Genomic DNA, 25,435 nt, shown 5'->3' with positions numbered 1-25,435 from the left:
GCTCCTCGCCGGCGGGATGGACATGGCCATCCCGCTAGCGCGTAGCGCTGTAGGCCTTCAAATGCGCAACTTGTGCTGCATCGAGTGAGGGGCGCACCGTCTTTCGGGCAGCCTCGACGTCGGCAGCCGTGACGTCCGCGGCATCCATCGACCGACGCATCGCGGTCAACGCTGCTTCGCGCAGGAGTGCTGCACAGTCCGCAGCCGAATATCCGTCGAGTCCCTCCGCAAGCGCGTCGAGATCGACGTCGGCAGCGAGCGGAACCGACTTTCCCGACGCTTTCAGAATGTCCTTGCGGGCGTCGGCATCCGGCGGTGGCACGAAGACCAGGCGCTCGAGGCGGCCTGGGCGAAGTAGTGCCGGATCGATCAGATCGGGCCGGTTGGTTGCGCCCAGCACGACCACGTCGCGCAGCGGTTCGACGCCGTCCAGTTCGGTCAGCAACGCCGCCACGACGCGATCGCCGACGCCCGAGTCCGAACCCTGACCGCGTCGCGGCGCCAATGCGTCGACCTCGTCCAAGAAGATCAGCGACGGGGCGGAGTCTCGGGCGCGCTGAAACAGCTCGCGCACAGCCTTTTCTGAGGATCCGACCCACTTGTCCATCAGCTCGGCGCCCTTGACTGCGTGGACGCTGAGTTGACCGGAGCTGGCCAGTGCGCGCACGAGGAAGGTCTTGCCGCACCCGGGTGGCCCGTAGAGCAATACCCCGCGCGGGGGATCGATGCCCAGCCGCGCAAAAGAATCGGGATGCTGCAATGGCCACAGCACCGCTTCGGTCAGTGCCTGTTTGGTCTCCACCATGTCCCCGACGTCGTCCAGGGTGATGGTGCCGATTGCGAGCTCCTCTGTGCCCGAACGTGACAGCGGTCGGATCACCTCGAGTGCGGCGAGAAGGTCGGACTGCACGATGACGGGATCGCTCTTGTTGTCACTGGCCCGAGACGCTGCACGTAGTGCGGCTTCGCGCACCAGTGCTGCTAGATCGCCGACGACGAAACCTGGTGTCCGTGAAGCTACTTCATTCAGTTCGAGGGCGTCTGTCGGGACTTTGCGGAGTAGGTGCTCCAGCAGCGCCTTGCGGCCCGCGCTGTCCGGAAGGGTCAGAGTCAACTGGCGGTCGCAGACATCCTGGGCGCGCACTCGACTGTCCGTGCTCTCGGGATGAGCAGTAGTGGCGACGAACGCGATCCCCTCGGTGGCGACGGCCCGCCGCAGATGATCGAGGATCAGCGTCGACGCAGGCTCGGGGACCGAGGGTAGGAGAGCGTCGATATCGGTGACCAGCAGTACACCTTTGCCTGCCAGGCTGTCGATGGCAGCAGCGACCGCATCCACTCGCTCGGATGCCTCCAGTGCGCCGATCGAAGGACCGTCGAGTTCGGCGACAGTACGTCCGGAAAGTACGGCGCGCGCCAGCGTTGCCTTCCCGACGCCTGCCGGGCCGGTCACGAGAACTCCGAGGTGCGGTGATGCACCGAGCTTGGCGAGCAATTCGGACTCGTCGAGAGCGAGGCGAAGCCATTCGAGTAACTTCGCCTGGTGGACCGACACTCCCACGAGTTCGGCGGGCGGAATCGCCGGGATCACCTCGGGGACGGTCGGTGGTCGGCCCTGCCCCCATCCGACGGCGGAGTTGGGCTGAACGCTCACCGGTCCTCCGGATGGTTCGACGGCGGAGACGGTCAGAAGTTCGGTAGTCCATGCAACACCGAAGGTGCGCGAGAGTGCTTGCGTGGCAGCGCTGGAACTGGTTCCCGGTCCCAGGTCGCGGGGGAGCAGTGACACCGTGTCGCCGACGGTCACAATCTTGCCCAGCAGTGCTTGGCGGAGGGTGGTATCGGAGATCGACCCCGCGGCGAGAGCTGACCCGGAGAGTCGAACGGACTTCGCCCCATAGACGGTCACCGGGGCGATGGCTACCGAACCATCTTCTTTGATTCCGGTGTTGGACAGCGTGACGTCGTCGAGCAAAGCCGTGCCCTGCGGGGTGCCCTCCGGTGCCCGTCCTGCAACCGCTGCCGTCCGACGAGAACCGATGAGTGCTACTGCGTCCCACTCCCGAATGCCGAGTGCAGCGAGCACCTCTGGGTGCAGTCGCACCACGCCGCGACGGGCATCGGCTGCCGAGGTGTTCAGGCGTGCGGTCAGGACGAGTTCGGGGGTACTCACCTCGGGCTCCGCGGCCGCCGAAGACCCAGACGGGCGGAGGACCTACGCGCGGTGTTCGGCGCGCGACGAATCGCCCGGCGCTCGGCCCGGCGCTCGGACGGCTTGGCATCCCACGTGTACGGCCGCGCGGCAACCCATCTTTGGGAGCGAATGGCGAACGGGATGTGCGCGAGGTAGACCAACACGAGCACCATCAACAGGATCAACGGATAGGTGATCAGTGCAGCAGCGGTCAACGCCACCATGATCAGGAGTGCCGCCGCCATCCGCGGTGGCACCGACACGGTCTTGAGTGCGAGCGTGGGAATCCGGCTCACAGCCAGCGCTGCAGTGAACAGTGTCCATCCGATGACTACGTAGAACGACGCCCACCAGCCGTCGCCCCACTCTTCGAATGCCGCAATCGGCGCCAGCACGATGAGCGCCCCCGCCGGAGCAGGAACACCGGTGAAATACTCCGCGGCGTAGGTCGGGGTGTCGTTGTCCAGCAGGGTATTGAAACGCGCGAGCCGCAGAACCATGGCCACTGCATAGGTCAGTGCGACGATCCAGCCGAAGCTACTGCCGTCGAGCAGCGTCACGTACAACACGAGCGCAGGGGCCACACCGAACGAGATCGCGTCGGCCAGCGAGTCCAGTTCGGCACCGATCTTGCTCGTCGCGTCGAGGAGACGCGCGATGCGTCCGTCCAGGGCATCGAGGACCGCGGCCGCTCCGATCATGGCCAGTGCAACACCCAGCTGATCGCTCAGTGCGAATTTGACTGCGGACAGACCCGCGCACAGCGCGAGAATTGTCACGACCGACGGCAGAAGTCTGACGGCAGCAGGTGGCCGCGAGCGTCTGGTGATCATCGCCCGGACCCTTACTGGGAAAGCTCGGCGAGCACAGTTTCTGCGCCGACTGCGCGTTGTCCACGCTCGACGAGCAGCTTGGTGCCCAGTGGGAAGTAGGTGTCCACGCGCGAGCCGAATCGGATCAAACCGTAGGTGTCGCCGATGGTGAGCTTGTCGCCGATCTTGGCGTTGTTGATGATGCGCCTGGCGATGAGTCCGGCGATCTGCACAACTGCGATGTTCTGACCTGCAGGGGTGCGGATAAGCATGCTGTTTCGCTCGTTGACCTCGCTGGCTTCGGCTAGATCGGCAGACTTGAACTGTCCGCTGCGGTGCACGACCTCGAGCACCTCGCCACCGACAGGGACACGCTGCACGTGGACGTCGAGGACGGACAGGAAGATGCTGACGCGCGGCACCGGATCGCTACCGAGGCTGAGCTCGGTAGGAGGCACTGCTGTATCGACGAGTGTCACCAGCCCGTCTGCCGGAGCGACTACGACGCCGGGGCGGTTCGGTGGAACGCGGCTCGGATGCCGAAAGAATGTGGCGCAGGCTCCCGCTGCTGTGAGGCCGGCAAGCCGAACCCACTTGTACTTACGGCCGAGGACGGCCACCGCAAGGGGGCCTGCGACGAACGGTAGCCCTGCCGGGTGCAGGGGCGGGACTGTCTCTCGGACCAGGTCGACGACGTGCGCGACCCCAGTTCGGGGCGGTTGACCGATCGGGGTGGGACGGCGTGCCACTTCGCTCCTTATGACTGTTGATATACAAGGCCTCGGCACAGACGACTGCCGGGGCCTCACACAGTACGTGGAAGCCCCGGCAGTCGGTAAGTGTGAGTCGATCAGACCCTGCTACGGCCCATGACCAACTTGACGAGGAACAAGAGGATGACTGCGCCCAGCAGGCAGGTGATGAAGCTGAAGATGAGTCCGCCGCCTTCGACGTCGACTCCGAATACCTTCAGTAGCCAGCCACCGAGTAGTCCGCCGATGATTCCGACGACGATGTTCAAGATGATGCCCATCGAGGCGTCGGTCTTCATGAGCTTGCTGCCGATCCATCCGGCGAGACCGCCGATGATGATCCAGCCGATGATTCCTAGGCCCAACATTTGGTGCCCCCTCTTGCTAATAAGCCGTGGATAGTGCTCAACCAGCATTCCCAGGCGAATCACCAACCAAACATGTCAGCCCTTTTCGGTTTCCGCTTTGATGCGCTGGAGGGTCTTGTTCATGCCGTCGACCAATTCGATGTCGAATCGATCGCTACCGCCGAGCACGTTCTTGACCAGGAACGACGAAATTGCGGTGGTGCCGCTCGGCGCTTCGCGCTTTTCGACGACCGAGGTGCCGGTCCCGTTCGGGGTCAGTGAATACGACCAGATCGTCTTGTTGTCCAGGACGCGGAATGCGATCTTCTTGTTCGGTTCGAATTCGATCACCTTCGACCTGGTCGGCCAGACGAGAAGTCCCTTGCGGTTGATGTTGAGGGTGGTGGTGCCGCGTCGAACATCTCCGCCGAAGACCTTCATGAGCTTGCACTGCGGACTCCACTCGCCCATCCGCTTCAGGTCGGAGATTATTTTCCATACCTGCTCAGGGTTGGCGTCGATGTCGATCGTGGCTTCGAGTGTCTTGCTCACATATACCTCCGTGATGATGAGTGCAACCGGGCGTCACACGCAGTTGGGCAGGATCGTATACCGGGGTGTGGGCATGGTGTTCCGATTCTGCACACACGAAGCGGGATTTCGTTCGGGGAGGACGTAACTGGAACACCATGCCCATCAATTTCGTGAACGCCGGCGCCTGCGCACCACCCCGGCGATCTGACGGGCAGTCTTTTCCGGGTTCGCCATCACATCGAACGCCGAAAATCTCAGTACGAGCCAACCGTCGAGGACCAGATCGTTCTGCCGACGCCGATCCTTGCTGAACACCTCGGGCGCGCTATGGAACTCACGGCCGTCCACCTCGACGACGACCCGTGCGAGTTCGTCGACGAAGTCGCATACGTAATTGCCAACCCAATGGTTGGTTGCGAGCCGGAGACCGCATGCAATGAGCGCGCGATCAAGTACGCGTTCGGGCTCCGAGGCAAATCCCGACGCGGCACTGCGAAGCTGACCGGACGCGCGGGAGTTGCCGCGACGTCTGGGGGTACTTCGAATTTTCGCGGCGATGTCTTGCGCATGGATGTCTGTTGCGAGGCGTTCGTCGACGATTCGAGCGACGGCCTCCGGTGTCATCACGGCGATGCAATCGATCAGCGTTCGTTCGCGGGCGACGACGGGGAGCCGCACGACCTCGGTGGTGTCGGATGCGGGCAGGTCTCGGCGATACATCCTGAGCCAGCAGGGAGTTCGAGCCTTGGATGTCGCGGGCAGCGTCGCTTCGATCATCGAATGCTCGTCCACCCACCCGTACAGCCATGCTGCCGTTCGGTGACTGAGCAGTGCGTTCGGCTGCCACAAGGTGACGGCGTAGCAGCGCGCGATGGTGGTCGGCTGGTCGGCGCTGTAGATCCCAGGCAGCACGCGTTCGTATCTGCGGGTGATGGTGCTGTTGGGTATGCCCGCGGCGAGAAGTTGGCTACGGGTGGCGATTCCGTGGGGATGCACGGCGGTGAGCATCGCCGACGTCCGAACGCGTTCGATCGACGTGAGCTGGGGCAACAGAAACCCTGTGGATGGAGGTGCGGATTGTGGACAACCGCGGGCATGGTGTTCCGATTGCGCTCGAAGGAGACGGCTTCCCGCCTGGTAGAGGTGCAACTGGAACGCCATGCCCATATCGACAGCCGAGTTACTACATCCGTGCGTACCGTGCGAGCACGAAGGAGTACAGCCCGTACAGCGCGATGCCCACGCCTGCCACGATCAACAACACCTGACCGAACGGCTGTTGGCCGAGGGTCTTCAGCGCGCCGTCCATTCCCGTCGCCTTGCTCGGGTCCGAGGTGAAGACAGCAGCTATGACGAGCGCTCCTACACCGATCAGGGCGATGCCCTTGGCGCAGTAACCCACGATCCCGAGGCGCTCGACGGTTTTGCCGGTGTAGCCCTCCAGGTCGTCGAGGAAGTTCTTGGATACGCCCTTGTAGACGTGGTAGCCGCCGACGCCGATGATGACGAGTCCGACGACGACGAGAACGAACTTGCCGAAGCCGTTACCCATCAAGTCTGCCGTCATGGATGCGTTCTGCTTGCCACTCGACTTGCCGGATCCGCTGGCAAACCCGAAGGTCGTCCACGCGAAGACGATGTAGACGAGCGCGAGCGATGCGGCCTTCAATCGGTCCATCACGCTGCCGGAATCGTCGTCGGACTTCTTACCGACGATGGCTTCGACGACCCGCCACAGAGCCAGTGCCACGAAGGCGACGAAGGCAACCCACAGAGCGATGGCTCCGCCGGGCTTCTCGCCGAGCTCGGCGAGCGCGCCGGATTGGTCTGCGTTTCCACCTTGCCCGAACGCCAACCTGATGGCGATGTAGCCGATGAGAATATGGAGCAGGCCACTGACGAAATGGCCGGCGCGTGCGGCCTTCTCGAATGCGCCATTGTCCTGTATCGACTCGACGACGTCGGATGCAGATGAATCCCCGGTCTTACTCAACTTTGTGGCCCCGATCGATTGTGGCTTCCCGTTCGGCTGGACCTTACCCATGGTCGACGGATCCGAAACGCCTCAGCGCGCCTCACACACAACGGGTAACAAGGGGCGAACACTGGCGATAGAACAAACGAGGAATCAGCCAAATCAGTTCGACGGAGTGATCGATCGTGAACCTTCATTCGATGTTGCGACGTACCAGCGCGGATGTGCCACTGCTCGAGTCTGCCCGGATGAGTGGGCGGCCCCGTAAGTGGCCGAGTGAGCAGTTGGAACGGCTGCTGACACCACGGGAAATCGACTTGATAAGACGTGGCCAGATCTGATCTTCGGCCAGAAGGCCTGCGCACGTGGTTCCCGGTGGGTCTGGTGCCGTCGAACTGGCAGCAGTTGCTGAACTGACCCGGCTGCCGAGAACAAGAGCAGGACCTACTAATCCATGGGTACTCGGTAACCTCGGCGTATGACGTTGATCGCCGAGGACCTGTTCCTGCTGCTGGTAGACGATGTCACCGGTAAGCCGATTGTCGACAGCACCAAATTTCCCCGCGTGCTGGCCGGTGCGGTCGTTCTGGAATTGGCTGTCGAGGGTTGCGTTCGCATCACGGAGAAGAATGAGTCCTTCAAGGCGGGACGGCTCGTGGTGACGGGGCCTGCGCCCTCTGATCCCCTCCTCGCCCGTGCGCATGCCTTGATCGGCGCTCGAAACGGTCGGCTGAAGCCGCAGCGTGTGATCGAGAAACTTCAGAGGAATTTGAACAAGGAAGTGGGTTCCAGACTCGCCCAGCAGGGTTTGGTTCTCGAACGTCACGACAAGGTGCTCGGGCTCTTCCCTACGGTGTCCTGGCCGGCGCGCGAGGTGACTCGCAAGAATTGGGCGCGTCAGGGGGTCGGTAGCGCGATCGTCGACGGCACGACACCGGCCCCTGAGATTTCGGTGTTGATTTCGCTGGTGTCGGCCATCGATGCCATCCCCAAGATATTGCCAGCGGGAGTGGACAAGAAGGCTGCAAAGAAGCGCGCCAAAGAGATTGCCGAGGGCGATTGGGCCAGTTCAGCGGTCCGAAAAGCAGTGGAGGATGTCAATGTCGCGGTCATGGCTGCCGTCATGGTCCCCATCATCGTTTCGTCCGGTTCGTAACGGACCTGCCGGCAACCGACTGCTCACGCGGACAGCAGGCGCAGAACCAGCGCGGCAATGGCGACAGCGCCGAGGAATGCAGCGGGACCGAAACCGCTGTCCTTCACTCGGAGGTGAGCGATGACCGCGCCCACGAAGTACAGGATCACTCCGACTGCGGCGGCGACCCCGATGGGCCAGACGAACAGTCCGAGGATCAGTCCGATCGCGCCGAGAATTTCGATGTAGGCAAGCCAGGGGATCTTGTCGGCAGGCACACCGACCTGTTCCATGATGGGGATGACCTTGGGGTTCTTGGTCAACTTTCCGACCGCCGAGAAGGTCAGCGATACAGCGAGGAAAATCGATACTGCGACTGTTGCGATGAACATCGGTGCCCAATCTATTGTGTCGCCCGAGTTCTCACCGGGCGTCCGTTGTCGAGAACAAGAATAGGGTCGACGGCGGCGGTCCGGGGGAGAGTTGTGAGCATGAGTTTCTGTCCGCCGTCGACCTTGGGCGGGTGCGCCCTGAGCGAACGCTGAGCAAGTCGGGCCAGCAAATCGACCATGTAGTGCCCGTCGACCTTGCACTCGCCATGGTCGAGTGCTAGAAATGCAGTTGGCACTCTCGATACGTGAGTGCCAGGTCGGGACACGGTGAGGCTGGGGATCAAGGACACCCCTGGTCGTCCGTCGCGGGCACCCAACTCGGCCAGAAATGTGTCACCCCCAATCCGGAGGATCACTTCGTAATGGCCAAGATCATCGCGTTCGACGAAGAGGCACGCCGTGGCCTCGAGCGAGGCCTCAACGCCCTCGCTGACACAGTAAAGGTGACGTTGGGACCCAAGGGTCGCAACGTCGTGCTCGAAAAGAAGTGGGGAGCTCCCACGATCACCAACGATGGTGTCTCCATCGCCAAGGAGATCGAGCTCGAAGATCCCTACGAGAAGATCGGTGCCGAGCTCGTCAAGGAGGTCGCCAAGAAGACTGACGACGTCGCAGGCGACGGCACCACCACCGCCACCGTTCTCGCTCAGGCTCTGGTCCGCGAAGGCCTGCGTAACGTCGCAGCCGGCGCCAACCCGCTCGGCCTCAAGCGCGGCATCGAGAAGGCTGTTGCAGCCGTCACCGAGTCGCTGCTCGCTTCCGCCAAGGAGATCGACACCAAGGAGCAGATCGCTGCTACCGCTGGTATCTCCGCGGGCGACCCAGCCATCGGCGAGCTCATCGCCGAGGCAATGGACAAGGTCGGCAAAGAAGGCGTCATCACGGTCGAGGAGTCCAACACCTTCGGCCTGCAGCTCGAGCTCACCGAGGGCATGCGCTTCGACAAGGGCTACATCTCGGCGTACTTCGCCACTGATGCAGAGCGTCAGGAAGCCGTCCTCGAAGACGCGTACATCTTGCTCGTCAGCTCCAAGATCAGCACCGTCAAGGACCTGCTGCCCCTGCTGGAGAAGGTTATCCAGTCCGGCAAGCCGCTCGTCATCATCGCCGAGGACGTCGAGGGCGAAGCTCTCTCCACTCTCGTGGTGAACAAGATTCGTGGCACCTTCAAGTCCGTTGCCGTCAAGGCTCCCGGATTCGGTGACCGTCGTAAGGCACAGCTTGCCGACATTGCCATCCTCACCGGTGGCGAGGTCATCAGCGAAGAGGTCGGCCTCTCCTTGGAGACCGCTGGACTCGAACTGCTCGGCCAGGCACGCAAGGTCGTCATCACCAAGGACGAGACCACCATCGTCGAGGGCTCGGGCGATTCCGACGCTATCGCCGGTCGCGTCAGCCAGATCCGTGCCGAGATCGAGAACTCCGATTCCGACTACGACCGCGAGAAGCTGCAGGAACGTCTGGCCAAGCTGGCCGGCGGCGTTGCAGTCATCAAGGCCGGAGCAGCGACCGAGGTCGAGCTCAAGGAGCGCAAGCACCGCATCGAAGATGCTGTGCGTAACGCCAAGGCTGCTGTCGAAGAGGGCATCGTTGCCGGAGGTGGCGTCGCGCTTCTGCAGGCGTCCCCCGCACTCGACTCCCTCAAGCTGGACGGCGACGAGGCAACCGGCGTGAACATCGTTCGCGTCGCCCTCGAAGCACCGCTGAAGCAGATCGCGTTCAACGCTGGCCTCGAGCCCGGCGTCGTCGCTGAGAAGGTCCGCAACTTGCCCGCAGGTCACGGCCTCAACGCCGCGACCAACGAGTACGAGGACCTGCTCGCTGCAGGCATCAACGACCCGGTCAAGGTCACCCGCTCGGCGCTGCAGAACGCAGCGTCCATCGCGGCTCTGTTCCTCACCACCGAGGCCGTCGTAGCCGACAAGCCCGAAAAGGCCGGAGCGCCTGCAGGCGATCCGACCGGTGGCATGGGCGGCATGGACTTCTGAGTCCGTTCCCCCAGCTTTACCGCTGAAAAAGCCCGACTCCCTCGTGGAGTCGGGCTTTTTCGTGTGCGCAGAGAAAGTGCAGCGATGCGGTGGAGCTGCACCTAGGCTTTCGAGCATGGCCCGCGCAGCATCACCGTCGATCGAACTCGAGGTGGGCGAACGTACGGTGCGCATCTCCAACCCCGATCGCGTGTACTTCCCCGAGAGTGGGGCGACCAAGCTCGACTTGGTGAACTATTACCTGAGCGTCGGAGATGGAATCGTCCGCGCTCTACGTGAACGTCCCTGCATGATGCACCGCTTTCCGAGTGGCCTCGCAGGGGAGAAGGTCCACCAGAAGCGAGTGCCCCACGGTGCGCCGCCGTGGCTCGAGACCGTGCGCGTGAAATTTCCGCGCTACAACCGCACCGCCGACGAGCTGTGCGTGACCGAGTTGGCGCATGTGGCGTGGGCTGTGCAGATGTCGACGGTCGAGTTTCATCCGTGGAACAGCCGTCGGGCCGACGTCGAGAAGCCCGATGAATGGCGTATCGACCTCGATCCGATGCCGGACTGTCCGTTTGACCGAGTTCGTCGCGTCGCAGGTGTCGTGCAGGAAGTGTTGGAGGACCTCGGAGCCGTCGGCTGGCCGAAAACCTCTGGCGGACATGGCCTTCACGTCTACGTGCGGATTCAGCCGGACTGGGGTTTCAAGGATGTGCGAAGGGCCGCACTGGCTTTCGCGCGGGAAGTCGAGCGCCGGGCACCCGAAGACGTGACGACCACCTGGTGGCGCAAGGACCGTGACCCGAAGAAACTGTTTGTCGATTACAACCAGAATGCCCGCGACCACACGATCGCGAGCGCCTACTCGGTACGTGGAAACCCGGAAGCAACTGTCTCGACGCCGATTTCCTGGGGCGAGTTGGGCGATGTCGATCCACAGGCATTCACGATGTTCACCGTCCCGGCGAGGTTCGCCGAACTGGGCGACCTGCACGAGGGCATCGACGACGCCGTGTTCTCCATTGATCCACTCTTGGAATGGGCCGAAAGTGACGAGCGGGAGGGATTGAAGGAGCCGGAGGAATAACCCGGAATCGACCCAAGATTCGCACGCCCTCACCCGAACGAGAGGTATCACTTCTGTGTCTCGCATCGCCCTGCTGACCACTGGCGGAACCATTGCCAGTAGCCGTGACGAGAACGGCATCAGCCGTCCGGGCAGTGATCCGCTCGGGTTCTCGTTGGCCGCTGATGTCGAGGTTCGTGAGGTCATGTCCAAGGACAGTTCAGCGTTCGATTTCGCCGACATGGATGCCGTTGCCGACGCTGTCGGGAACGCGCTGACCGATCCGGACTGCGTCGGTGCCGTGGTTCTGCACGGTACGGACACGATGGAGGAGACGGCACTTCTCGTCGACCTGTTCCACGATGATCCGAGGCCGGTGGTGTTCACCGGTGCGCAGCGGACGTCGGATCACAGCGAGCCCGATGGGCCCGACAACGTCACAGCAGCGATCGAAGCTGTGCGGAATCCGAGTAACCGGGGAAAGGGAGTCCTCGTTTCCTTCGGAGGCAGAACTCTGTCTGCGCGGGGGTTGATGAAATGGCATACATCGGACCTGGACGCATTTTTCGGATCGGCGCAGGAACGCACCGTCTTCGACCGGCAGAAAATTTCGGACACCAGAGTCGACATCGTTGCGCTGTACCCAGGTGTGGATGCGGTCGCCATCGACGCTTATCTCAGCGCCGGAAGTCAGGGGCTCGTGCTGCAGGCTCTCGGTTCGGGGAACACGAACAGCATGGTCGTGGCGGCGGTGCAGCGCGCCACGGCCGCAGGGATCCCCGTCGTGGTTACGACGCGGGTTCCGCTCGGCTCTGTCGAACCCAGCTACGGCGGCGGAGGTGGCGGTGCAGACCTCGTCGACGCGGGCGCACTGTTCTCAACATTGCGAGCTGGTCAGGCGCGAATTCTGCTTGCCGTGCAGATAGCGACACGCGATCGGTAATTCGTGGACAGTGGAGTGATGCGTCGCAACGATCCCGATATTCCCGGTGCACCGGTAGGTCGACGCCTCTTCCTCGGACTGGTCGTCGCCGGCGCGGCAGGAATTCTGGGCGGTGGCGCCATTCAAAATGGGCTCGCAACCGTGATGGGCCCGATCGGTAACCACGATCCCACCGGACTGGTCGGCCTGATCCCGCTGGGCAACAACTTTCGATTCTATTCGGTGACCACGGGTGCACCGCGCAAGGACGAGAGCAGCTACCAATTGACTGTCGGTGGTTTGGTAGCAACACCACGCACTCTCGGACTACAGGATTTGCGGGCAATGCCCCAGACGTCTCTGGTGCGAGACTTCCAATGCGTGACCGGATGGCGTGTTCCACAGGTTCCGTGGAGCGGCGTGCGCCTGTCGGAGATCCTCGATGCAGCCTCGCCGACGGCCGATGCGACGGCAGTCCGATTCACCTCGTTCGACGGCACTTACACCGAGAGCTTGACGCTGGAGCAAGCACGTCGCGACGACGTCATTCTCGCCCTCACCATGCTCGGCGGCCCGGTCACTCATGATCATGGCGGTCCAGTTCGGCTCTACGTTGCACCGATGTACGGCTACAAGAGTCTGAAATGGCTCGGCGGAATCGAGTTGACTTCGGATGTGGTGCCCGGTTACTGGGAGCCGCGGGGATACTCGATCGACGGCTGGGTCGGCGCGTCGAACGGACGTGACGATGACGCCACGAGCTGAACTGCTGCGCTTCCACCGAATCGAACGTTGGGTGCACTGGTCCGTCGGCGTGCTGACCCTCGTATGCATTGCGACGGCGGCGATTCTGTACAACGGTTCGTTGGCAGTCCTCGTCGGCAATCGGCACTTGGTCGAAGTGGTGCACGTCTATTCAGGTTTCGGTATCCCGATACCGCTGATTCTCGGTCTTCTCTCGCGGGCCTATCGGCTGGATCTGCAGCGCCTCAACCGGTTCGTCGACGATGACTGGAAGTGGTTGCAGTCCAAGGCTCGTCGGCTCCGGGCAGTGGGCGTCGGAAAGTTCAATGCCGGCCAGAAGCTCAACGGCGGGTTGAGTGGTGGATCGATCGCGGTACTGCTGCTCACGGGGACGGTGATGTTCTTTCCGGAGTGGAGTCCGCTGAACTGGCGGACAGGAGCGACGTTCGTACACGACTGGTTCGCTCTCGCCTTCGGGCTTCTCGTCGTAGGCCACATCTTCTACGCGTTCAAGGATTCCGAAGCGATGCGCGGTATGCGCGGCGGGTCGGTTCTGCGCGCGTGGGCCGAGAACGAGCATCCGGAATGGGCTCGCGAAGTCAAGGCAGCAGAGCGGCCCGTGACTAGCGATCGAGACCCGAAGATTCCTCCTCGAGAACGGTGAACTCGTCCCCGACCGACACCCGGCCGACGGTCTTCACCGAGAACTTCGCACCGAAGACGACGCCTTTGGTGGGGCCGCGGCGGTAGGCGGCGAGGGTACGCAGTGGTTCGGGGCCGGTGCGAATGCCGGTTGTCTGCTCGACGGTCGTGACGGCGCACCGGATGGCAATCTTGTCGAACGCGAGTTCGCAGGCGCCGACGGAAGCGCGGCGTACCAGGTCCTCCCGGTGCGCATCCGCCCAGCCGGTGACGACGATGTTGGGCCGGAACCGATCGAACGGAATCGGTGCGTCGAGCCGAGCGTTCAGGCCGCGCATCGACGCATCGGACAGGATGTGGACTGCCGTGCTGTCCGCGAAGCTAGGGGCAGTCGAGGTGATCCTGACCAGTCGGCACTCCTCGCCGAGGATTTCACCGAGCCAACGTGCAACGTCGTCGCCCTGGTCGATGCCCTGAAACGGTTCGTCGAACATCGTGACATCTCGTAGCCGGGAATGCCGATTCACCTCGACGGTGATCGATCCGAAATCGGCGTGCGACAGGGTAAGGACGTCGTCGACGATCGAGGGATGGACGACGGCGAGGACAGGATCGCTGCGTTGACTGCGGAACGATCCGTCTGCACCGACGATCATGAACTCGCGATCGTGTTCGAGCCCCCGGAACGTCATCGACGCGGTGCTGAGCGACAGGCCCGCGCATCCCTTCACCGGGTAGCACATCAATTCGGTCACTGTCGCGTTCATGCCCATCTCACGTTCAGAGGATACTGGTCACCATGACTCGTGCTTTGTTGGTAGTGGATGTACAGAACGATTTCACCGAGGGCGGCGCCCTCGGCATCGAGGGCGGCGGCGAAGTAGCACGCAAGGTCAGTGAGTTGCTGGCGAAGAAGGGCGACGAGTACGACGTCATCGTGGCCTCGCGTGACTGGCACGACGCTCTCGGCGACAACGGTGGCCACTTCGCGACCGATGAGGTGCCCAACTTCGTCGACACGTGGCCCATGCACTGCGTCGCGGACACGGTCGGGTCGGAGTACCACGGCGAGTTCGTCATCGGATCGGTGGACGTGCACGTCTACAAGGGTCAGGGGAGGCCGTCGTACTCGGCTTTCGAAGGCATCACCGACGAGGGCGTCACGTTGCCGGAGGTGCTGCGAGGCAACGAGGTGACCGATCTCGACGTCGTCGGACTGGCTACCGACTACTGCGTGCGAGCTTCGGCTCTCGACGCGATCGCTCTCGGGCTGAAGGTACGTATTCTCACCGATCTGATCGCCGGTGTTGCTCCCGAGTCTTCGGAGAAGGCACTGACCGAGCTCGTCGCCGCGGGTGCAGTGCTGGTCTGACGAGTCAGTCGTCGATGGTGGTGGTGATGTAGGTGACGCTCGGGGCCTGGGGTGTGGAACCGAATCCGAATCGGACCGGTGGCGTGACGCGGGTCAGTGAGCCGAGATTCTTTCCGTCCCACGACGCCTCGACTGCGGTGACGCGGTATTGGGTGTGAGCCCCGTAGTACTCGCGGCGCCCACCGCCGGCGCTGCCGCGGGTCCTCACGCCGCGGAGCGCCACTCGGGCGATGGGGTCGGTCAGAGTGCAGAACCACGGGGCGGTCGAGATGGCCGTGGGGACGAGCTTCAGCAGCACGCCGAGCGGTGTGATTCGGCCGGTCTGGATTCGCAGGTCCAGTCGACCTGCCTGCACTTCCCTCGATCCGTCCGGCAGGCGCTCGAACGACACCGGCGTGAGAATCGTCTCGTCGAATGTGTATGTGGCCGAGACGAATTCACGCACCTCGTCATCAGGGGCCAAGAGTAGGCGGTGGCCGTTCTCGAACTCGACCATGACGTCGGTGAAGGTGCCGAGCGGAGACCGCGTCCAGTTGCCGACGACGATGCGTGTGCCCGAGGATGTGCCCATCCCGTAGATCTCGCCGTGGAATTTCGATCGTGTCACCAGATCGACTTTAACCACACCGCACGATCGGTGCGGGCATGATGGAATCCATGGCGACTTTGCAACCTACGATATTCGTCCTGTTCGGTGCGACCGGTGACCTCGCGAAGCGCATGGTCCTGCCCTCGTTCTACCAACTCCATGTCGAGGGACTGCTGCCCGAGAAGTGGCTGCTCATCGGCAACGGTCGTCACGACACCGCCGACGACGAGTTCCGCGACCACGTCCACGGAGCGTTGAAGGAATTCGGCTCCGAACTCGGCAGCAAGGACTGGGACGAGTTCGCGAAACGGATCCGATTCGCAGGCAACGGATTCACCGTCGAAGACCCGGGTGCGCTACCGGAGGCGGTGGCGTCGGCCAAGGACGAGGTGGGCGAGAACGCGCAGTTGGTGCACTACATTGCATTGCCGCCGAGCACGTTTCAGGACTACACCAAGGCCCTCGGCGCGCACGACCTCGCCGATGGTGCACGGGTGGTCTACGAGAAGCCGTTCGGCACGTCGCAGCAGGCTTTCGAAGAGCTCGACAAGGTGGTGCACGAGGTTCTCGACGAGAAGCAGGTCTACCGAATCGACCATTTCCTCGGCAAGGAAGCGACCCAGAATTTGCACGTCCTGCGGTTCGCGAACGGCATGATCGACGGCATCTGGAATGCCGAACACGTGGCCCAGGTGCAGATCGACGTCCCCGAGACCCTGAACATCGACGACCGAGCCGAATTTTACGACAGCACCGGGGCCGTGCTCGACATGTTGGTGACTCACCTCTTTCAGGTCGCCGCCGAGATCGCGATGGAACCGCCTGCGTCCTTGGCTGCCGACGATCTGCAATCCGCGCGGGAAACGGTCATCGGATGCTTCCGTCCGATCGACACGGCCGAGGTCGTACTCGGCCAGTACGACGGCTATCGCGACGTCGAGGGTGTCGCCGACGATTCGACCGTGGACACGTTCGTCGCAGCCAAGCTGTGGGTCGACACCGATCGATGGCGCGGCGTGCCGTTCTTGCTTCGAACCGGAAAGATGTTGGGAGTCAGTGCTCAGCGTGTGTCTCTGGTGTTCCGGAAGCCGGAGAACAGCCCGCTGACCGATCTCCCGGACGACGGCGCGGTGCTGTCCTTCGACTTGTCCGGCAGCGGTTCGATCGATATGGCGATGACGGTGAAGGAGCCGGGACCGGACTTCGATCTGTCCGTCGGGCATCTGTCTCTGCCGTTGCCGTCCGTTCCCAACGCCGACCCACTGTCGCCGTACTCACGCCTGATTCTCGACGTGCTCAACGGTGATCGTTCGTTGTTCACTCGCCCCGACGGGCTTGCACACGTCTGGGAAGTGGCGGCACCGCTGTTGAACGATCCACCCGAGGTGAAGCCGTACGCGGAGGGGTCGATGGGTCCGGAGGGATCTGCCGATCTCGCGGCGCCGTGCGGATGGTTGGTGCACTGACGCATTCCTCGGCCGTGTCGGGTTCGTTGGGGCGATGAGTTTTGCTCTCCGTCGAGGTCTGAGGCTCATGATCATTGTTGCTGGGTATCTGACTGTCGATCCGAACGAAAGAGATCGGTATCTGCAGGGTTGTGTCGAGGTGGTTCGGCTCGCGCGCGAGTCCGAAGGATGCGAGGACTTCGCGATCGCTGCGGACCTGTTCGACGAGCGACGGATCAACGTGTACGAGCGTTGGGCCGACGAAGCGCAGCTGCACGCCTTCCGTGGATCCGGTCCCGATTCCGAACAGCAGGCCGCGATCCTCGACGCCAACGTCCGCGAATTCGATGCTTCCGAGCGGGCTTAGCGGTGGATTCGGCGTGTCGCAGGCTTCAGATATATAGTCCCGCTTGGTCGATCGGCGTTGTGCATCGAATCCGGGTGTATCCGGCGTAGCGTGCACTGTGCAACGCCAGTGCACTGGCTGGCATGTCATAGGTGAGGATTCCGAATGGCACAGCGAGCATCTCGGGGCGTCATGGACCGGCGAATCGGTAACACGTGGTGACGGTGCGGAGTGGCGGCGGGCGCACGGTAACCGCCGTTCGAGGTGCCGTCTCGACTCTCAACCCGGGTTACTTCGCGTTGGTCATGGCCACCGGAATCATCTCCGTCGCGATGAAGAACAACGACCAGCCGCTCATCTCCTCGGCGCTGTTCGTGATCGGGGTTCTCGCCTGGGTAGTTTTGGTGGTGCTGCACTGCTGGCGGTTACTGCGCTTCGGGTCTCTGCTGCGCGCGGATTTCACCGATCCGCGACGCGGATTCGGATTCTTCACCTTCGTCGCCGCCACAGACGTCCTGGGCACCCGCTTCGCCGCCGGGGGAGTGCACACGGTGGCCCTGGGGTTCCTGGCTCTCGGGGCGCTGAGTTGGTTCGTGCTCGGATACGTGGTGCCCTCGACGGCGATACTGAATCCGTCGATTCGCCCGGCACTCATGGGCGCGAACGGCACCTGGTTCATCTGGGTGGTTGCCTGTCAATCCGTTGCCGTGCTCGCTGCTGCCCTCGAACCTGTGGTCACAACCGGTAGGAACGAACTCGCACTGGTGGCCGTGTTCTCCTGGTCCGTCGGCGCTTTTCTCTATGCGGGCGTAGCGATTCTGGTCGCGGCGAGGCTGCTGCTCTATCCGCTGAACCCGGTCGACCTCACTCCGGTCTATTGGGTTGCGATGGGCGCAACCGCTATCACCGTCCTCGCAGGCGCCCGCATCGTTCAAATGGCCGATGCCCCTATGGTCGATGCCACCCGCGGCCTGATCGGTGGCACTGCGGTGATGTTCTGGTCCTTCGGAACTTGGCTCATCCCAGTCCTGTTCGCCGCGGCGTGGTGGCGGCATGTCAAGAATCGAGTTCCGCTGGTCTACGACGCGACTCTGTGGAGCATCATCTTCCCTCTCGGGATGTACGGCGTCGCCTCGCACTACCTGGGCCAGGCGGACAACTTATCCATGATGGAAGTCGTCGGCGACGCGGTGTCCTGGGTTGCGTTGGGTGCGTGGTCGATCGTTTTCCTGGCGATGATCTGGCATCTCGTCGACCGATTGGTGGTTCACCCCTGAAGGTTTCGGCTTGTCTTGCCTCGCTACTCCAATTCTCGGGAGGACTTTCATGAGCGCCACCATCAACAGTGGATTGACAGATGCTTTGATCAAGACTCGTCGATTCTTTCGAAGCAACCAGCCTGTTTCTGCCGATGGGCGGACGCTGCTCGCGATCGGGGGACGTTCGGGCGATTCGTTCTACCGGGATCGTTGGAGTCACGACAAAGTGGTCCGGTCGACCCACGGGGTGAATTGCACCGGATCGTGCTCCTGGAACGTCTACGTCAAGGACGGCATCATCACGTGGGAGACCCAGGCCGTCGACTATCCGACTGCCGGACCGGACAAGCCTGAGTACGAGCCGCGCGGGTGTCCTCGCGGTGCCTCCTTCTCCTGGTACACCTACTCGCCGACGCGAACCCGGTATCCCTACATTCGTGGGGTACTGCTCGAGATGTACCGGGAAGCGAAGTCCCGGTTGAAAGATCCAGTGCTCGCCTGGGCAGACGTGACCGAGGATCCTGAGCGCGCCGCACGCTACAAGCGCGCGCGAGGCAAGGGTGGCTTGGTGCGTGCCACGTGGGACGAGGCCATCGAGATAGTGGCGGCGGCGCACGTGCACACGATCCGAAAATGGGGCCCCGACCGCGTCGCCGGGTTTTCTCCCATTCCCGCGATGTCGATGGTCTCGCACGCGTCCGGTGCCCGCTTCGTGAACCTCATCGGGGGATCGATGCTGAGCTTCTACGACTGGTACGCGGACATGCCGGTCGCTTCCCCTCAGATGTTCGGGGATCAAACGGACGTCCCCGAATCCGGGGACTGGTGGGATTCGAGCTACCTGATCATCTGGGGTACCAACGTGCCGGTCACCCGGACACCGGACGCGCACTGGATGATCGAAGCCCGTTACCGCGGACAGAAAGTCATCGTCGTCTCACCGGACTTCGCCGACAGCACCAAGTTCGCCGACGAGTGGCTCCCTGCCGAGCCCGGTACCGATGGTGCTCTGGCGATGGCCATGGGACACGTGATCCTCAAAGAGTTCTACGTCGACCGGCAGACTCCCTACTTCACCGAGTACGTCAAGAAGTTCACGGATCTGCCGTTTCTTGTCACTCTCGACGAAACACACGATCCGGAGGGCGAGGTCACCTATACCGCCGGAAAGTTCTTGACCGCCTCGGACCTCACCGACGAGATCGTGAGCGAGCAGGAGAACTCCGAGTTCAAGACGGTCATGGTCGACGCGAGAACCAACCGGCTCGTCGTGCCCCCTGGCACGCTGGGCCATCGCTACGGTGAAACCGGCGAGGGCAAGTGGAACCTCGATCTCGGCGACATCGATCCGACACTGTCGCTGATCGACGGCGCGGATCAGTACGTTCCGATCGATATGCCGCGCTTCGATGCAGGCCAGGGCAATGCAGGCCAGGGCAAGGTCGGCGTGATTCGACGCGGTGTACCGGTACGCCGCGTGGCAGGGCGGCTCGTCACCACGGTATTCGACCTGATGCTCGCCCAGTACGGCGTTGGTAGACCCGAACTACCCGGGAGTTGGCCCAGCGGTTACGACGACGCAGAATCCCCCTACACGCCCGCGTGGCAAGCTGCGATCACCGGAGTCTCCGCGGACGCTGCCGAACGGATCGGCCGCGAGTTCGCCCAGAACGCCGAGGACTCCAAGGGTCGGTCGATGATTCTGATGGGTGCGGGCACCAATCATTGGTTCCATTCCGACACCATCTATCGGACCTTCCTGACGATGACGACGATCACGGGATGCCAGGGCGTGAACGGTGGCGGTTGGGCGCATTACGTCGGCCAGGAAAAGGTCCGTCCGCTGACCGGGTACAACCAGTTGGCCAATGCCCTGGACTGGGTACGACCGCCGAGAAACATGGTGCAGACGGCCTACTGGTACCTGCATACCGACCAGTTCCGCTATGACCAATTCGGTGCCGACACGCTGACGGCACAGACCGGCAAAGGCCAACTGGCGGGCAAGACGACTGCCGACGTGATCGCACAGTCCGCGCGTCTGGGCTGGATGCCGTCCTACCCCACATTCGATCGAAATCCCTTGGTGATCGGTGCGCAGGCCGAGCAGAAGGGGGAGTCGGCCAAGGACTATGTCGTCGAGGAGTTGAAGGCCGGGCGGCTGAAGTTCGCGGCCGAGGATCCTGATGCGCCGGAGAACTTTCCGCGGGTTCTGTCGTTGTGGCGGTCGAATCTGTTCGGTTCCTCGGCGAAAGGAAACGAGTACTTTCTCAATCACCTCCTCGGCACGTCACACACCGTCAGCGCCCGGGAGACTGCGCAGCGCTTCCGACCGCAGGACGTTCGCTGGCACGACGAGGCGCCCATCGGCAAGCTCGATCTCCTGACGACCCTCGATTTCCGGATGACGAGTTCGACGCTGCTCTCGGACATCGTCCTGCCGGCCGCAACCTGGTACGAAAAACACGACCTGTCGACGACGGATATGCATCCGTTCGTCAACTCTTTCAATCCCGCGATCTCCCCGCCGTGGCAGTCGCGTACCGATTGGGATGCCTGGCAACAGATTTCCCAGGTATTCAGCAAGCTCGCGGTGCGTCACCTCGGTACGCAAACCGATGTGGTCGCCGCACCCCTGACCCACGACACCCCGGATGCGATGGCAGCACCGCACGGCAAGGTCCGCGACTGGAAGTACGGAGAATGCGAACCGGAGCCCGGCGTCACGATGCCCAAAATTATCGAAGTCGAGCGGGACTACACGGCGATCGGTGACAAGATGCGCGCCGTCGGGCCGTTGCTGGACACCTTGGGTGCGACCACCAAGGGAGTCACCTTCGATCTGAGCCGAGAAATCGCTGATCTCAAAGAGAAGAACGGTGTCGTGCGCGGTGGTCCGGCCGATGGCCGTCCCGATATTCTCCGTGACATCCAGGCCTGCGAGATGATCCTGGCCCTGTCCGGCACCACCAATGGAAGGCTCGCCACTCAGGGCTTCAAGACACTCGAAAAGCGCACCGGCAGAATGCTGCACGACCTGGCCTCCGAAAACGAGGGCAAGCGCATCACGTTCTCCGATACCCAACACGGCCCGGTTCCGGTGATCACCTCACCCGAATGGTCCGGATCCGAGACCGGCGGCCGTAGATACTCGCCGTTCACGATCAATGTCGAACGGGAAAAACCGTGGCACACGCTGACCGGTCGTCAGCACTTCTACCTCGATCACGATTGGATGACCGAGCTGGGCGAAGGGCTGCCCACCTTCCGGCCACCGCTGAACATGACCGCACTCTTCGACGAACCGGAGATCGGAGCGACGCCCGACCACGGGGTCTCGGTCCGATACTTGACGCCGCACAACAAGTGGTCGATTCATTCCGAATACCAAGACAATTTGCTCATGCTCTCGCTGTTCCGCGGCGGGCCAGGAATCTGGATGAGCCCGCAGGATGCGGAGAAGATCGGTGTGCGAGACAACGAGTGGATCGAAGCCGTCAACCGCAACGGTGTGGTCGACGCGCGTGCCATCATCTCGCATCGGATGCCCGAAGGCACTGTCTTCATGTATCACTCGCAGGACCGCCTCATCGACACACCGATTTCGGAGACGACCGGCCAGCGCGGCGGTAATCACAACTCGCTCACCAGGCTCATGATCAAACCCACGCACATGATCGGCGGATACGCCCAACAGACGTACGCCTTCAACTACATGGGACCTACCGGCAATCAACGCGACGAAGTCACCGTGATCCGCCGTCGTAATCAGGAGGTGGAGTACTGATGCGAGTAATGGCTCAGATGGCGATGGTCATGAATTTGGACAAGTGCATCGGGTGCCACACGTGCTCGGTCACGTGCAAGCAGGTGTGGACCAATCGCACCGGCGCCGAACACGTCTGGTTCAACAATGTGGAGACGCGGCCCGGCCAAGGTTATCCGCGCACCTACGAAGATCAGGAGAAGTGGAAAGGTGGCTGGACACTCGACAAGCGTGGCCGGCTGAAGCTGAAGGCAGGCGGTCGACTGAAGAACCTCGCCACCATCTTCGCCAACCCCAATCTGCCCGGCATCAACGACTATTACGAGCCGTGGACCTACGACTACGAGAACCTCACCACCGCCCCGGCTCAGGATCATATGCCGGTAGCACGGCCCAAATCCTTGCTGACCGGTGAGAATACGAAAGTCACCTGGTCCTCGAACTGGGACGACGACCTTGCCGGGTCGGTCGAGCACGGGCACAACGATCCGATACTCCAGCAGATCGGCAACAAGATCAAATTCGAGTACGAGCAGGCATTCATGTTCTACCTGCCACGTATTTGTGAACACTGCCTCAATCCGTCCTGCGTGGCGTCGTGTCCCACCGGGGCGATATACAAGCGAGTAGAGGACGGCATCGTCCTCGTCGACCAGGATCGCTGCCGTGGCTGGCGGCAATGCGTCAGCGGCTGCCCGTACAAGAAGATGTACTTCAACCACAAGACCGGCAAGGTCGAGAAATGTACTTTCTGCTACCCGCGTATCGAGATCGGCCAGCCCACAATCTGTTCCGAAACGTGCGTGGGACGGCTGCGGTATCTCGGACTGATGTTGTACGACGCAGACCGGGTGCTCGATGCGGCCTCGGTGACCGACGAACACGACCTGCTGCAAGCCCAACGCAACGTCTTTCTCGACCCGAACGATCCGGAAGTTGTTCGACAGGCGCAGCGTGCCGATATCCCCGACGACTGGATCGAAAGTGCGCAACGCTCGCCCATTTGGGCGTTGATCAACGAATACGAGGTCGCGCTTCCGTTGCATCCGGAATTCCGAACGATGCCGATGGTCTGGTACATACCGCCGCTGTCTCCGGTTGTGGATGCAGTCCGCGAAACCGGTGAGGACGCCGAACGGAAGGGAAACCTGTTCGCTGCCATAGACTCCCTGCGGATCCCTATCGAGTATCTCGCCGGGTTGTTCACGGCAGGGGATACCGCTCCGGTGGACATGGTGCTCCGCAAGCTTGCCGCGATGCGTTCGTTCATGCGCGATATCAATATGGGTTGGGAGGTAGACGAATCCATCCCCGAGTCCGTCGGGATGACCGGGCAAGAAATGATGGACATGTACCGTCTGCTCGCCATCGCAAAGTACGACGAGCGATACGTCGTACCGGCGGCCCATTACGAGGACGCCCACAAGCTCGAGAACATCGCCACCGAGTGTTCCCTCGACGTCGAGGGTGGGCCCGGGATGGGCGGGATGGACGGCTCGTTCGGTGGCGACCCCGGTATGGGTGCCGATCCTGGTGTCGGTTCACCGGCAGGGCCGGGACGCCCGGCGGGTGTGCGGATCAACCTGATGGACTGGAATGGGCAGGGCACCCCCGATGGGCTTTTCCCTGAGGTTGCCGGATCGTCCGAGTCGGCGGAGACGGAGCACCGGTAATGACCCCACGCGTGCCCAAACTCAGATATTCCACCGACGAACTCACCCGCACCTGGCAGTCCGCCTCGATGCTGATGGATTACCCGGACGCGCACCTGATGTCTCATCTCGACCTTCTCGGCCGAGTCGCTGCCACCCTGCCGGCGAAACTCGGTACGGGACTGCAGGAAACGATCGATCACCTACGCACTCGGCCGCTACCGGAGTCCGAGACCGACTACGTCGACACCTTCGACACTCGCAGGCGCGGCTGCCTGTTCTTGACCTACTTCTCGAACGGAGAGACTCGAAAACGCGGGCTCGCGCTGCTGCGTATCAAGCAGGTCTACACCAAGGCGGGGCTGATGCTTGCCGAGGATCAACTACCCGATCATCTCTGTGTCGTATTGGAATTCGCCGCTACGACCGATCAGCGGGCGGGTCTGAAGATTATATTGGACAATCGCGCCGGCCTGGAGTTGCTCCGCCTGCATCTACGCGACATCGAATCGCCGTGGAGCGGGGCGATGGAGGCAGTGTGCGCCACCTTGCCCCCGCTCAAAGGCAAGGATCACGAAGCTGTCGAACGATTGATCGCCGAGGGGCCGGAAGACGAGCAGGTGGGTCTCGATCCCTATGGTTCGCCCGATTTGCTACCGATGCCTGGAGGTGCATGATGGACAATGTCCGGGATGTGTTCCTGTGGTTGATCTTCCCTTACATCTGCCTGACCATTTTTGTTCTCGGCCACATCTGGCGCTATCGCTACGACAAGTTCGGCTGGACTTCCCGATCGAGTCAGATGTACGAAAGCCGCATTCTGCGCTGGGCGAACCCGATGTTCCACTTCGGCATTCTTGCCGTATTCCTCGGACATGTAATGGGCCTGGGCATTCCCGAAAGCTGGACCGAGGCCGTCGGGATTTCGGAGAACATCTACCACTTCATGGCGGTCACGGTGGGCATCGTGGCCGGTGTATTCACCCTCGTCGGCTTGGCAGGTCTGCTTTATCGTCGGCGCTTCACCAAGGCCGTTATGGGGGCGACGACCAGGATGGACAAGCTGATGTATCTCATGCTCACCCTGGTGATCCTGGGCGGCCTGGTCAACACCGGGTCCGGCGTCGTCGGAGAATACAACTACCGCGAAGGTGTGTCCGTCTGGTTCCGTGGCATCTTCTTCTTCGACCCGCAGCCCGAATTGATGGCGCATGCCCCGTTCAGCTTCCAATTTCATGCGCTGGCCGCCATCAGTCTTTTCGCGGTATGGCCTTTCACCCGATTGGTGCACGTATTCACCGCCCCGTTGGGATATCTCTTTCGGCCATACATCATCTACCGCAGCCGTGATGCGCACGAAGGATCCCGTGAACGCCGTCGTGGCTGGGACAAGGTCGACACGATACCTCGGCGAAGGTGAACGTCGAATACGATGTGCCGCAGTAGTTGTGGTGGATGCCTTTAGGGCGAGCTCCGGCGACTATTGACAGAAGCCATCTCGACGGCCGACCCTTGAAC

Annotated in this window: 24 protein-coding genes; 14 read left to right on the top strand and 10 right to left on the bottom strand. The window is 62.3% G+C overall.

Translation table 11 applies throughout. The features are described 5' to 3' along the window. Nucleotides 1-34: 34 nt before the first annotated feature. The 7 genes from BJD99_RS08270 to BJD99_RS08240 all read right to left on the bottom strand — a co-directional run bounded on the left by BJD99_RS08270 (nucleotide 35) and on the right by BJD99_RS08240 (nucleotide 6,632). Nucleotides 35-2,173 (bottom strand): AAA family ATPase, encoded by a 2,139-nt coding sequence (locus tag BJD99_RS08270; protein ID WP_084346288.1) that lies wholly within the window; start codon nucleotides 2,171-2,173, stop codon nucleotides 35-37. Continuing rightward, entirely contained in the window at nucleotides 2,170-3,027 is an 858-nt protein-coding gene (gene pssA / locus BJD99_RS08265; protein WP_084346287.1) for a CDP-diacylglycerol--serine O-phosphatidyltransferase, read from the bottom strand. The genes BJD99_RS08270 and pssA overlap by 4 nt, the downstream gene beginning before the upstream one ends. 11 nt (nucleotides 3,028-3,038) lie before the next feature. Continuing rightward, nucleotides 3,039-3,755, bottom strand: a complete 717-nt coding sequence (locus tag BJD99_RS08260) for a phosphatidylserine decarboxylase (RefSeq protein ID WP_084346286.1) — start codon at nucleotides 3,753-3,755, stop codon at nucleotides 3,039-3,041. Nucleotides 3,756-3,856: 101 nt separating this feature from the next. Beyond that, entirely contained in the window at nucleotides 3,857-4,126 is a 270-nt protein-coding gene (locus BJD99_RS08255) for a GlsB/YeaQ/YmgE family stress response membrane protein (protein ID WP_084346285.1), read from the bottom strand. Nucleotides 4,127-4,201: 75 nt separating this feature from the next. Further along, nucleotides 4,202-4,657, bottom strand: a complete 456-nt coding sequence (locus tag BJD99_RS08250) for an SRPBCC family protein (protein ID WP_084346284.1) — start codon at nucleotides 4,655-4,657, stop codon at nucleotides 4,202-4,204. A 144-nt stretch (nucleotides 4,658-4,801) separates the two neighbouring features. After that, nucleotides 4,802-5,689 carry a DUF559 domain-containing protein gene (locus tag BJD99_RS08245; RefSeq protein WP_256895550.1) on the bottom strand — a complete coding sequence of 296 codons (888 nt, stop codon included), beginning with the start codon at nucleotides 5,687-5,689 and terminating at the stop codon, nucleotides 4,802-4,804. Between the two features lie 133 nt (nucleotides 5,690-5,822). After that, nucleotides 5,823-6,632, bottom strand: coding sequence for a DUF1206 domain-containing protein (locus BJD99_RS08240; protein WP_256895549.1), 810 nt, complete (start codon nucleotides 6,630-6,632; stop codon nucleotides 5,823-5,825). A 460-nt stretch (nucleotides 6,633-7,092) separates the two neighbouring features. On the opposite strand from BJD99_RS08240, the gene BJD99_RS08235 reads away from it, so the two are divergent. After that, a complete protein-coding gene (locus tag BJD99_RS08235) occupies nucleotides 7,093-7,770 on the top strand; it encodes a GPP34 family phosphoprotein (RefSeq protein WP_084346282.1) in 678 nt (225 codons plus the stop codon). 23 nt (nucleotides 7,771-7,793) lie between these two features. Here the strand turns inward: BJD99_RS08235 and BJD99_RS08230 are convergent, their stop codons facing one another. Beyond that, the gene (locus BJD99_RS08230; protein ID WP_084346281.1) at nucleotides 7,794-8,141 is read right to left on the bottom strand and encodes a DoxX family protein; all 348 of its coding nucleotides are present in this window, start codon (nucleotides 8,139-8,141) and stop codon (nucleotides 7,794-7,796) included. A 362-nt stretch (nucleotides 8,142-8,503) separates the two neighbouring features. Here BJD99_RS08230 and groL point away from each other — a divergent pair, with 362 nt between their 5' ends. The 5 genes from groL to BJD99_RS08200 all read left to right on the top strand — a co-directional run bounded on the left by groL (nucleotide 8,504) and on the right by BJD99_RS08200 (nucleotide 13,510). Further along, nucleotides 8,504-10,129: a chaperonin GroEL gene (gene groL / locus BJD99_RS08220; protein WP_084346279.1), complete on the top strand. Its 1,626-nt coding sequence runs from the start codon at nucleotides 8,504-8,506 to the stop codon at nucleotides 10,127-10,129. A gap of 115 nt (nucleotides 10,130-10,244) precedes the next feature. After that, nucleotides 10,245-11,201, top strand: coding sequence for a non-homologous end-joining DNA ligase (gene ligD / locus BJD99_RS08215; protein ID WP_084346278.1), 957 nt, complete (start codon nucleotides 10,245-10,247; stop codon nucleotides 11,199-11,201). 55 nt (nucleotides 11,202-11,256) lie between these two features. Continuing rightward, the gene (locus BJD99_RS08210) at nucleotides 11,257-12,123 is read left to right on the top strand and encodes an asparaginase (protein WP_084346277.1); all 867 of its coding nucleotides are present in this window, start codon (nucleotides 11,257-11,259) and stop codon (nucleotides 12,121-12,123) included. An 18-nt stretch (nucleotides 12,124-12,141) separates the two neighbouring features. After that, nucleotides 12,142-12,867: a molybdopterin-dependent oxidoreductase gene (locus BJD99_RS08205; protein WP_084346276.1), complete on the top strand. Its 726-nt coding sequence runs from the start codon at nucleotides 12,142-12,144 to the stop codon at nucleotides 12,865-12,867. Then, a complete protein-coding gene (locus tag BJD99_RS08200) occupies nucleotides 12,851-13,510 on the top strand; it encodes a cytochrome b/b6 domain-containing protein (RefSeq protein WP_084346275.1) in 660 nt (219 codons plus the stop codon). The genes BJD99_RS08205 and BJD99_RS08200 overlap by 17 nt, the downstream gene beginning before the upstream one ends. Here BJD99_RS08200 and BJD99_RS08195 read toward each other — a convergent pair. Further along, entirely contained in the window at nucleotides 13,470-14,255 is a 786-nt protein-coding gene (locus BJD99_RS08195; protein ID WP_084346406.1) for an MOSC domain-containing protein, read from the bottom strand. The genes BJD99_RS08200 and BJD99_RS08195 overlap by 41 nt on opposite strands. Before the next feature lie 32 nt (nucleotides 14,256-14,287). On the opposite strand from BJD99_RS08195, the gene BJD99_RS08190 reads away from it, so the two are divergent. Then, on the top strand, nucleotides 14,288-14,860 hold the full coding sequence (locus tag BJD99_RS08190) for an isochorismatase family protein (protein ID WP_084346274.1): 573 nt from the start codon (nucleotides 14,288-14,290) through the stop codon (nucleotides 14,858-14,860). Nucleotides 14,861-14,864: 4 nt separating this feature from the next. Here BJD99_RS08190 and BJD99_RS08185 read toward each other — a convergent pair whose 3' ends face one another. Next, nucleotides 14,865-15,467, bottom strand: coding sequence for a hypothetical protein (locus tag BJD99_RS08185; protein ID WP_084346405.1), 603 nt, complete (start codon nucleotides 15,465-15,467; stop codon nucleotides 14,865-14,867). 50 nt (nucleotides 15,468-15,517) lie between these two features. Between BJD99_RS08185 and BJD99_RS08180 the strand changes: the two genes are divergently transcribed. From BJD99_RS08180 to narI, 7 genes are all read left to right on the top strand, one after another. Further along, a complete protein-coding gene (locus tag BJD99_RS08180; RefSeq protein WP_143542090.1) occupies nucleotides 15,518-16,915 on the top strand; it encodes a glucose-6-phosphate dehydrogenase (NADP(+)) in 1,398 nt (465 codons plus the stop codon). A gap of 67 nt (nucleotides 16,916-16,982) precedes the next feature. After that, nucleotides 16,983-17,261 carry a putative quinol monooxygenase gene (locus BJD99_RS08175; protein WP_084346272.1) on the top strand — a complete coding sequence of 93 codons (279 nt, stop codon included), beginning with the start codon at nucleotides 16,983-16,985 and terminating at the stop codon, nucleotides 17,259-17,261. Nucleotides 17,262-17,458: 197 nt separating this feature from the next. After that, nucleotides 17,459-18,517, top strand: coding sequence for a tellurite resistance/C4-dicarboxylate transporter family protein (locus tag BJD99_RS08170; protein ID WP_256895548.1), 1,059 nt, complete (start codon nucleotides 17,459-17,461; stop codon nucleotides 18,515-18,517). Nucleotides 18,518-18,566: 49 nt separating this feature from the next. After that, nucleotides 18,567-22,286, top strand: a complete 3,720-nt coding sequence (locus BJD99_RS08165; RefSeq protein ID WP_084346271.1) for a nitrate reductase subunit alpha — start codon at nucleotides 18,567-18,569, stop codon at nucleotides 22,284-22,286. Further along, a complete protein-coding gene (gene narH, locus BJD99_RS08160; protein WP_084346270.1) occupies nucleotides 22,286-23,938 on the top strand; it encodes a nitrate reductase subunit beta in 1,653 nt (550 codons plus the stop codon). Before BJD99_RS08165 ends, narH begins: the two co-directional genes overlap by 1 nt. Continuing rightward, nucleotides 23,938-24,594, top strand: a complete 657-nt coding sequence (narJ, locus tag BJD99_RS08155; RefSeq protein ID WP_084346269.1) for a nitrate reductase molybdenum cofactor assembly chaperone — start codon at nucleotides 23,938-23,940, stop codon at nucleotides 24,592-24,594. The genes narH and narJ overlap by 1 nt, the downstream gene beginning before the upstream one ends. Further along, nucleotides 24,591-25,337: a respiratory nitrate reductase subunit gamma gene (narI, locus tag BJD99_RS08150; protein WP_084346268.1), complete on the top strand. Its 747-nt coding sequence runs from the start codon at nucleotides 24,591-24,593 to the stop codon at nucleotides 25,335-25,337. Before narJ ends, narI begins: the two co-directional genes overlap by 4 nt. Nucleotides 25,338-25,435: the final 98 nt, after the last annotated feature.

It is taken from the genome of Rhodococcus sp. 1163 (assembly GCF_002091985.1).
Lineage (GTDB): Bacteria > Actinomycetota > Actinomycetes > Mycobacteriales > Mycobacteriaceae > Rhodococcoides.
The sequence above is the reverse complement of the archived record's forward strand: the minus strand, read 5'-3'. Positions and strand labels throughout refer to the sequence as shown.